Genomic DNA, 7,444 nt, shown 5'->3' on the forward strand with positions numbered 1-7,444 from the left:
CTGATGCTAGTTGGTCTAACACCTTGCAATGTTTGTCTTTTATACGTAATTTAAGGGTTTTCATGTACTTATATTAACAATCAAAACTCAAGGAAAATAGTCCTTAGTTAAATCAAACGACACTTCAGGTCGTGTCGCTTATATCTCTGACCTGAAGGACAGAGTTTTACGCTCCATTTGATAAAATAAGAAAAATTTATGAAGTATTGACTCTTATCCTATTTGATTAATTGCATGATTTAATGCCATTTTTACACCCTTAAAACTTTTACCATTTGGTAAATTTACATGTAAAGTCATGTAATTAGTTTGAATAAAATATTTTTAAAAGAGATTAAATCTTCTAAAAAACAAGAGTATGATGTGCACAATTTATCTATTGAGTGCTCATTTTATGTCCAATTGGTTTCCCAAATGGCGCCCGTACGAAGGCAATATTGATGCACGTCCTGTAGGTACAAATGAGTACCTACCTCCTGTGCAAAGTGTTGTATTGGGGATACAACATGCTTTTGCAATGTTTGGTGCAACTGTCCTTGCGCCATTTTTGATGGGCTTTGATGCCAACCTTGCGATTTTAATGTCGGGGATCTGTACCATCCTATTCTTCTTTATGACAGGTGGTCGTGTACCAAGTTATTTAGGCTCTAGTTTTGCCTTTATTGGTGTGGTGATCGCGGCAACCGGTTATGCAGCATCAGGTACTGGCGCGCCAAATGCCAATATCGCGATGGCAGCAGGCGGGATCATGGCCTGCGGTATCTTATATGCCATTTTTGGTTTTATCGTGATGGCAACGGGTACACGTTGGATTGAAAAACTCATGCCGCCTGTCGTTACAGGTGCAGTGGTGATGATTATTGGTCTGAACCTTGCCCCAGTGACCATTAAAGGGGTTGCCGGTAATAACTTTAATATGTGGATGGCATTAGTCACTGTACTGTGTATGGGTTCGATTGCTGTGTTCACCAAAGGTTTATTACAACGTCTATTACTCTTAGTTGGCCTTCTACTCGCTTACTTGGTGTATTACATCATTTCCAATGTCATGGGTCATGGCACACCAATCAACTTCGTTCCAGTACAAGATGCAGCTTGGTTTGGTGTTCCTCAATTCCATTCGCCTGTTTTTGATTTCAATGCCATGCTGATCATTGCACCGATTGCGTTGATTTTGGTGGCTGAAAACTTAGGTCACATTAAAGCTGTGGGCGCGATGACAGGTGAAAATCTCGATCCGCACATTGGTAAAGCTTTTGTTGCTGATGGTGTTGCAACCACGCTTTCAGGCGGTGTCGGCGGCCCAGGTATGACCACTTATGGTGAAAACATTGGTGTGATGGCAGTGACTCGCGTTTACTCAACCATCGTCTTTGTCTTTGCAGGTGTCTTTGCCATTTTCCTTGGTCTTTCTCCAAAGTTTGGTGCGATTATTCATACCATTCCGCAAGCCATTTTGACAGGTGCATCGATTGTTGTATTTGGTCTAATTACCATTGCAGGTGCGAAAATTTGGATTGAAAACAAAGTCGATTTCTCAAAAAACAAAAACCTGATGGTGGCAGCAGTCACGATTATTTTAGGTACAGGTGACTTTGCACTTCAATTCGGTAACTTCAACCTAGGCGGTATTGGTACTGCAACATTTGCAGCGCTGATTTTGAACTGGTTCTTTAGCTTGGGCGATAAATCAGAATAAGCCCCCAAGGCATTAAAAAAAGAATACAACATTCAATTGAAAAGCGGCCGAAAGGTCGCTTTTTTTTATAGCTACTCTTTCGGTAAGATAAGGCATTAGCCAAGGAATACACCGTATGCGACTGGATTTGTTCGACCTTCAATTGGTACTGCACATTGTAGACGGCGGTAGTCTGACCAAAGGCGCTGCTCGTTCTGCCATCTCGCTACAAGCAGCCAGTGAACGGATTAAAAAACTCGAACAGCATTACCGCACCGCCCTGTTCACTCGCCAAGCCAAAGGGGTCAAACTGACCCTTGCCGGTCAAACCTTGGTTGAACATGCACAGCGCGTCTTAGGTGAGGGGCAACAATTAGAACACGCTATGCGGCCCTTTGCCCATGGGCTGAGTTCCAATATGACCTTATGGTGTAATTCATCTGCACAAAGTGAATATTTACCGGTCTTGCTACCACGTTATTTACTGGAAAATCCCAACACACAAATTGAGCTGCATGAAGCCGAGTCTAAAGACATCATTGCAGCGATAGAGCAAGGTAATGCACAACTGGGGCTAATTTCAGGTTTCTTTAAATCTGAACAACTACAAACACTTGAGTTTGCAGATGATCCGTTGGTGCTGATCTGCCCTATAACCCATGAATTGGCCACCACACCTAGCGTCAAACCCGCAGAGATTTTAAATTATCCCTTTGTCGGTTTGATGCAATATCATTCCTTGCAACAATCGATCGAGGCACAAGCCAAATTATTCGGCTGTGAAATTCAGTATCGGCTACGTTTGCCGAACTTTGCCGCGATCGCCCAAGTGGTGGCGAATGGTGTGGGCATTGCCATCATGCCAAAACGTGCGGCCGAACGATTAATCAGTTTGTATGCCTTTGCCCAAGTTGAGCTCAGCGGTGAATGGGCCAATCGAAAACTGCTCCTCACCGCACGTAATTTTGATGATTTACCCTTAAATTATCAGCATTTTAGTCAGTTTCTACTGTCAGAAAAATCTACTTTAGATGGCCAAGTCTAGGCTTTAAATCACGCCAAACTGGTGCAGCATCATATAGCCACCGAGGGCAATCAACCCGATAAAAAACACCTTACGGAATTTTTGTTCTGGAATGCGGTAACGGATTTTTTTCCCTGCCCACATACCAATGAGCGCTGGAATTAGTACCATGGCTGACATCGCATAATCAATCGGAAGATCTTCCACAGGATTTTGCTGTAAGAACACTGCCAAACAAATAGTTGATGTGGTAAAGGCCAAACCGAGTGACTGAACGAGATCATCGCGTTTGAGCTGCAAACCTTGCAAATATGGCACCACAGGGATCACCACCACACCTGTCGCAACAGTCAGCGCTCCACCAAGATAACCGATCATTGGAGATAGCCATTTTTCATGTGGTGCAAAGTTCGGCAAGCTTTTGGCACAAAGCCCATACAGTCCGTATAGTGCCAACATGCCCCCCAGTAAAGCTTCACTTTTAAATTCACCATGTCCTAAAGTTGGAAAAATACTCCAAATTGAACCGACGATAATCCCAAGTAACAAGGGCCAAAAGCGTTGAATTAGGCGCAATACCTGCCCTTCAGCAAATAGTTGCCAAAAGTTGGTGACCATAGATGGAATGATTAATAATGTGGCTGCCTGAAATGGACTGATCACAATGGTAAGTAAGCCCATCGATACCGCAGGCAGGCCTAACCCAATCGTGCCTTTAATCAGACCTGCAATTGCAAAAACTGTGATGACGAACCAAATCATGGCGAAACTCGCTGAAGAATTGGTTCTATGCTATGCAATTCAGGCGCTTTGAAAAATCAGTGTTTTTGGAATAGAGCCTCAATAAAAAGTTGAGGCTAGGTTATAGCGTCTAAAGCAGATAGCGTAGATGGGCTAAACAAACTCTTCTGATTTTGAATAAGTTATAAGCGTATTGGTTGAATAGTAATATAAAAACCGTTCCAATATGCTGTTTACTGGAACGGTTTTCAATAAGATATTGATACTTATAGTAAAATTTCAAGAATTTCGTATAACGTGTATTATGTTAATTTTAGTAGAACTTTAAAAATGAAAAAATTAGAAATTATCTTTTTCGTAATTTTAATTCTAATTATTTTATGGGGCATACAATGGATGTTTCATGGCTTTCCAACAGGAAATTAAAATCATACTTCGCATCAAAATAAATAGTGTTATATTTCAAAAGGTTATGTTATAAAAAATCGGTGGCGAAAACCCAAAAAACCGACTTGTTTCCAAGCCGGGTTTCTACTGATTTTTTAACTTTTTATTTTGCCCACAAAAATAGCACCCAAATAACGAGTTTTATTTGCCATTTGTTGTGCTATTTCTTGCTCAAGACAAATAGGTCAAAATTTTAATCCAGAAATTCGGAAATTTCCTCAGCAGTTGTTCTCGCGGTCCTTGAAACACCCACCAGCGTTGCTGAACCAGGTCCAGTCCATTCACCATATCCTACTAACCATAGGTTGGGTTGTTTTACTGATCTTGTTCCTTCAACCAGTATCGTATTATTTTCCTCTACTATTCCAAGTGGCTTTAAATGGTCTAAAGTCGCTTTAAATCCAGTACACCAAATCACTGCATCAACCTGTTGAAAAGATCCATCTTCCCAAATCACGCCATCTTCTGTAAAAGCCGAAAACGGGCGCTCACTATGTAAAACTCCTCGTGAACGTGCATCTTTGACTGAATCAATCATGACAATATCACCTAGACCGCCAACAGGCTGATCTATTGTGCCGCCTTCTAATTTTGCCTTTAAACGCTCTGTCGCACGTAAAAATAGTATACGGCCATCAACATCATCTGCTAAAAATTGAGGAGGTGTTGGCGTGATCCAAAGAGTGTCTGCCACTTGGGAAACTTCAGCCAAAATTTGTGCTCCGGAATTTCCACCACCGATAATCATGACGTGCTTATCTTTAAACGGTTCTGCATTTTGATAATGGGCGGAGTGTAATTTCAGCCCTTTAAAATTTTCTTGGCCCGGGTAAGATGGGATATAAGGATGACTCCAGGTGCCCGTTGCACTGACTACAGCCTTGGCTTTCCATAACTGTTCACCTGCATGCACACTCAATGCCTCTCCTTCGCTTTTGACGTGATCAACATATATAGGACGAATAATCGGAAAGTGGTAACGCTGCTCATATTGCTGCAAGTATTCAATAACTTCTTTCTTGGTCGGATACGTTTGTTCTGTATTCGGCATAACCCAACCTGGTAAGGAACTCCAGCTATTCGGTGAAAATAGACGCAAAGAATTCCAGGCATGTAACCAGGCTCCACCTGCTTGATTTTGATCATCTAAAATAATGAATGGTATTTTTTTTCGCTTTAAAAAATAAGCCGTAGATAAAGCAGCCTGCCCACCACCGATAATGATCACATCCGTTTCATTCTGTTTATGATTCAAAGCCCTTTCCCCTTTCATTTTTCTTTAATATAAAAAACCAGTTGCCGGAGCAACTGGTTTTTTATATTAAATTTCAATAACTCAATTTACTTATTTTTTTCAATTAACTCAGCTATTGCTGGAGCTTCTAATACTTTACCGCTTGAGACAATTTTATCATTAATGACTAGACCAGGCGTACTCATCAAACCTGTTTCAGCAATCTTGATCATGTCGGTGACATACTCAATTTCAGCCTGTACACCACTGTTTTTCACTGCTTCTTCTGTCGCTGCTAGTAAAGCCTTACATTTACGACAACCTGTACCCATAACTTTAATCTGCATTTCTAATCTCCTGAGACTGCTTTATATAAAGAACTGACCAACTAAATTTAGACTATATCCAATGATTAAAATACCAACAAAAACAATCGCGACAAAAAGGCTGAGCAATTGTTTCTTCACGACTTGCTTTAACAAAATTAACGATGGCAGCGAAAGTGCTGTCACCGCCATCATAAAGGCCAAAACTGTACCTAAGCCCACACCTTTAGCGACCAATGCTTCTGCGATAGGTAAAGTTCCAAAGATATCTGCGTACATCGGCATGCCGACCACAGTCGCAACAAGCACTGAATACCAGTTATCTTGTCCTAATAAGGTCGTAATCCACTGCGCTGGAATCCAGTTATGAATCGCAGCACCAATACCGACACCGATCAAGACATAGATCCAGACTTTCCGGAAGATTTCGACCACCTGCTCCCAGGCAAATTCGCGACGCTCTTTCGCGGACATTTTAAAATCTTCATCACCTTGCACCGCAGAATTTTGAGTGACAAATTCAGCGACATACCTTTCCATTTTGAAAAAGCTGATGAGTGAACCACCCAGGACTGCCAGAATCAGACCGAGTACCACGTAGATCATGGCAATTTTCCAGTTGAAGATACTAGCGAGTAAAATAATGGAAGCTAAATCGACCAAGGGAGAGGAAATCAGAAAGGAGAATGTCACGCCGACAGGTAAACCGGCCCGAGTAAAACCAATAAAGATAGGAATAGATGAACATGAACAAAATGGGGTAATGGTTCCCAGTAAGGCACCCATGATATTGGCTTTAATCCCTTTCATGCGTCCCAGAATTTGTCGGGTTCGTTCTGGAGGGAAATAGCTCTGGATATACGACAGTGAATAGATCAGGACACTTAAAAGTATAAAAATTTTAATGACATCATAGATAAAAAAATGCACGCTGCCACCGACTTGCGTGGCAATCGATAAACCTAAGATATTTTCAACGAACCAGGCAACTCCATCTGATAGCCATGTCATTTTCAACAGGACGCTATTTAACCATGCAAAGATTGCAATAATACTGTCCATTTAAATCCCCCTAACCTTGGCCGACTAAAAGTGTTTTAGTGAATGAATAGAGCTGTTCGGTACAAGGGATATTTAGTGAATAACGCATCCAGCGTCCATCTTTTCTTCCCTTGACTAGACCTAATTCAGTCAGACACTTCATATGATGGGAGAGCGTAGATTGCGTAATTGATAAATTTTTCAATAGTTCACAGGCACAACATTCACCTGAATGCAGTGTTTGTAAAATTTTAACCCGCGTTTCATCGGTTAAAGCTTTATATAAATTACAGGCCTGAAGATTGTTCAATCTACACTATCCTTAAATGGCTCTAATGTAACCAGTATGTAAATCATATTGATTATTGTCAATGTGACATGGGAAATAAAAAAAACCATTTTTCAGGGCCTTCACAATAAATTATGTTTTTATTTTAAATACTTACCATTTTCCCCAATAATGAATTTTCCATCTTCTTTAAAAAAAGTACCTAACTGTGCCAAAGGAATATCTAAAACCACTTAGGATGGACGATACAAAATATAGGGTTTCTTCACGTACTACTAAATGTCAGATGTCTATGAAACATGATATTTATGGTTCATCTCACAATGTTCAGCATAATCGATTGATTCTAGCTGTACAGTCACATGATTGAGATCAAAATGATGATGCAAAAATTCGGTAATTTCTGCGATCACGGCATCTGACGTGTGCTGAAATAAAAGTGATTTTCTCACTTAAGATTTACACACCACTTATAAGCATGAATATTCAACTAAAGAGGATTCTATTTAACATAATAGAGGTTATACGAAATGCTTTTGTTAGAACCCATTTAAAGTGTCTATATTCTCACCAATAAAAATGTCTGGTTTATGATGATTTTTATCACCATGGACTGGATATAAAATATAGATGCTGATCACTATGTCTGACAAAGAAATTCAAC

The 7,444-nt window shown here is 40.5% G+C and carries 7 protein-coding genes; 2 read left to right on the forward strand and 5 right to left on the reverse strand.

The window, feature by feature from the left end; genetic code table 11:
- Positions 1–394: 394 nt before the first annotated feature.
- Positions 395–1,699 carry a solute carrier family 23 protein gene (locus FTV38_RS15960; RefSeq protein WP_180011052.1) on the forward strand — a complete coding sequence of 435 codons (1,305 nt, stop codon included), beginning with the start codon at positions 395–397 and terminating at the stop codon, positions 1,697–1,699.
- A 115-nt stretch (positions 1,700–1,814) separates the two neighbouring features.
- Positions 1,815–2,723, forward strand: coding sequence for a LysR family transcriptional regulator (locus FTV38_RS15965; protein WP_180022976.1), 909 nt, complete (start codon positions 1,815–1,817; stop codon positions 2,721–2,723).
- Between the two features lie 3 nt (positions 2,724–2,726).
- On the opposite strand, the gene FTV38_RS15970 is transcribed toward FTV38_RS15965, so the two are convergent.
- The 5 genes from FTV38_RS15970 to FTV38_RS15990 all read right to left on the reverse strand — a co-directional run bounded on the left by FTV38_RS15970 (position 2,727) and on the right by FTV38_RS15990 (position 6,801).
- Positions 2,727–3,464, reverse strand: coding sequence for a sulfite exporter TauE/SafE family protein (locus tag FTV38_RS15970; RefSeq protein WP_180022977.1), 738 nt, complete (start codon positions 3,462–3,464; stop codon positions 2,727–2,729).
- Between the two features lie 619 nt (positions 3,465–4,083).
- Entirely contained in the window at positions 4,084–5,145 is a 1,062-nt protein-coding gene (locus tag FTV38_RS15975) for an ArsO family NAD(P)H-dependent flavin-containing monooxygenase (protein ID WP_020846547.1), read from the reverse strand.
- 86 nt (positions 5,146–5,231) lie between these two features.
- Complete coding sequence (locus tag FTV38_RS15980; RefSeq protein ID WP_180022978.1) at positions 5,232–5,471, reverse strand: thioredoxin family protein; 240 nt, start codon at positions 5,469–5,471, stop codon at positions 5,232–5,234.
- 21 nt (positions 5,472–5,492) lie between these two features.
- Entirely contained in the window at positions 5,493–6,512 is a 1,020-nt protein-coding gene (locus FTV38_RS15985) for a permease (RefSeq protein WP_180022979.1), read from the reverse strand.
- Between the two features lie 10 nt (positions 6,513–6,522).
- Positions 6,523–6,801 (reverse strand): metalloregulator ArsR/SmtB family transcription factor, encoded by a 279-nt coding sequence (locus tag FTV38_RS15990; RefSeq protein ID WP_004871185.1) that lies wholly within the window; start codon positions 6,799–6,801, stop codon positions 6,523–6,525.
- Positions 6,802–7,444 lie beyond the last annotated feature (643 nt).

Source organism: Acinetobacter sp. YH16044 (genome assembly GCF_013417145.1).
Taxonomy (GTDB): domain Bacteria; phylum Pseudomonadota; class Gammaproteobacteria; order Pseudomonadales; family Moraxellaceae; genus Acinetobacter; species Acinetobacter amyesii.

Bases quoted from the DNA above. Each gene is read 5' to 3' on its own strand.
- FTV38_RS15960 (WP_180011052.1), top strand. From the start codon at position 395: ATGTCCAATTGGTTTCCCAAATGGCGCCCGTACGAAGGCAATATTGAT.
- FTV38_RS15965 (WP_180022976.1), top strand. From the start codon at position 1,815: ATGCGACTGGATTTGTTCGACCTTCAATTGGTACTGCACATTGTAGAC.
- FTV38_RS15970 (WP_180022977.1), bottom strand. From the start codon at position 3,464: ATGATTTGGTTCGTCATCACAGTTTTTGCAATTGCAGGTCTGATTAAA.
- FTV38_RS15980 (WP_180022978.1), bottom strand. From the start codon at position 5,471: ATGCAGATTAAAGTTATGGGTACAGGTTGTCGTAAATGTAAGGCTTTA.
- FTV38_RS15985 (WP_180022979.1), bottom strand. From the start codon at position 6,512: ATGGACAGTATTATTGCAATCTTTGCATGGTTAAATAGCGTCCTGTTG.